The organism is Hydrogenophaga sp. (genome assembly GCF_051007235.1).
Taxonomy (GTDB): Bacteria; Pseudomonadota; Gammaproteobacteria; order Burkholderiales; family Burkholderiaceae_C; genus Hydrogenophaga.
In genome coordinates this window covers 1-1771 of the sequence record NZ_JBPCSJ010000167.1, presented here as the reverse complement: position 1 = coordinate 1771, position 1771 = coordinate 1, and the positions used below count along the sequence as shown (strand labels likewise).

2 protein-coding genes are annotated in these 1771 nt (G+C 69.9%); one reads left to right on the top strand and one right to left on the bottom strand.

Features of this window, described 5'->3' with window-relative positions:
- Positions 1–192 precede the first annotated feature (192 nt).
- Positions 193–435, top strand: coding sequence for a hypothetical protein (locus ACR2JA_RS06005; RefSeq protein WP_434008200.1), 243 nt, complete (start codon positions 193–195; stop codon positions 433–435).
- 9 nt (positions 436–444) lie between these two features.
- On the opposite strand, the gene ACR2JA_RS06000 is transcribed toward ACR2JA_RS06005, so the two are convergent.
- Positions 445–1771: coniferyl aldehyde dehydrogenase (locus ACR2JA_RS06000; protein ID WP_434008199.1), on the bottom strand; the 1327-nt coding region annotated here is incomplete at its 5' end.

Sequence of the window (1771 nt, the reverse complement as noted above, 5' to 3'; positions counted from 1 at the left end):
AACTGTTTCTTGAGCCTCTTGGCTGGTCGAACGCCCCATCGCACGGTGGATGCGTCCAAAAAGCGCAAAAACCACACACCCAAACCCCGTGCAGGCGCACCACCACGGGGCGTTCATGGCGCTGTCACACGGGGCCCGTATCTTGCTGATCTGACGCTGTCAGCACACAGGATCTCCCTGGGAGAGACCACCATGGCCACCATCGAACGCATCGCCAAAACGCCCAAAGCCTGGGAGGCCTTGTCTCGCCCCGACCTGATCGGGCGCCAGGCCCACACCCTTTTGCTCATGGCCAATGGCCGGCGCAGCGAGAAAGAACTCTCGCTGCTGCTGGGAGGCGACGTGTCGGAACTCGCCTACGGCCTGCGCCAGCAGGGTTACCTGCAGACGGCGGCCATCAGGGTGCAGGATGACGAGGACGACGTCGCCGCCTGAGCCCGGCGTTCAGAGCCAGCGCTTGAGCAGGCCCATCACGCGGTCGAACCGCGCCCCGTACGGCGGGTAGAACAGGCTGGACGCCGCCCAGCGCGACTGCACCAGCACCGGCTTTTGCTGGGTGAACCGCAGGAAGCCGGTTTCGCCGTGGTAGGCGCCCCAGCCGCTCTCGCCCACGCCACCAAACGGCAGGTTCTCGTGGGCGATGTGCATCAGCGTGTCGTTGACGGTCACGCCGCCGCTGATGGTGCCGCGCAGCACCCGGTCGCGCGCGGGGGTGTCGCAGCCGAACCAGTACAGCGCCAGCGGGCGCGGCCCGGCGTTGATGGTCGCGATGGCCTGGTCGAGCTGCGTGTAGCTCAGCACCGGCAGCACCGGGCCAAAGATTTCCTCGCGCATCAGGCGCGCGTCGGGCGCCGGCTGGAACACCAGCACCGGCGTCATCTGCCTCGCGTGGCCCGAACCATGGCGTGAACCGACCTCGACCACACGGGCGCCCTGCGCCCGCGCCTCGTCCACCAGCGCCAGCAGGCGGGCGTGGTGGCGGTCGGTCACGATGCTGGCGTAGTCGGGGTGCGCGGCGCCGGTCGGGAACAGCCGAGCCACCGCAGCCGCGAAGGCGCGCTCGAAGTCAGCCTCGCGGCCCCGCGGCAACAGCACGTAATCGGGCGCGATGCAGGTCTGGCCAGCGTTGAGCAGTTTGCCGTGCGCGATCTGGATCGCCACCGCGTCCAGGTCGGCCGAGGCGTCGACGATGCAGGGCGATTTGCCGCCCAGTTCCAGCGTGGTCGGGGTGAGTTTGGCCGCGGCCGCGGCGGCCACCTGGCGGCCCACCGCGGTGGAGCCGGTGAAGAACAGGTGGTCGAACGGCAGGCTGGCGAATTCGCGCGCCACGTCCGGCCCGCCTTGCACCACCACCAGCTCGTCCGCGCCGAAGGCCTGGTGCAGCAGCTTGGCCAGCAGGCCCGAGCTGTGCGGCGTGAGCTCGCTGGGTTTGATCATCACCCGGTTGCCAGCGGCCAGCGCGGTGGCGGCCGGGCCCAGGGTGAGCTGCAGCGGGTAGTTCCAGGGGCCAATGACGCCCACCACGCCCAGCGGCTGGCGCTGGATGTGGGCGCTGGCCGGCAACAGGTAGAGAGGGGTGCGCACGCGGCGCGTCTTCATCCAGGCGCCGGTGTGACGCTCCAGATCGCCCAGCAGCGAGCGCAGCACAAAAAAGTCGGCCACCTCGGTCAGGCGGGTCGAGCGCACGCCGAAGTCGGCCTGCACCGCGTCGGCCAGAGCCGCGCCGTGGGCATCGACCAGCGCGCGGATGCGGCGCACGCGGTCCAGCCGC

What these genes read in the sequence shown, in the direction of transcription:
- ACR2JA_RS06005 (WP_434008200.1), top strand. Translation starts at nt 193, where the DNA reads ATGGCCACCATCGAACGCATCGCCAAAACGCCCAAAGCCTGGGAGGCC.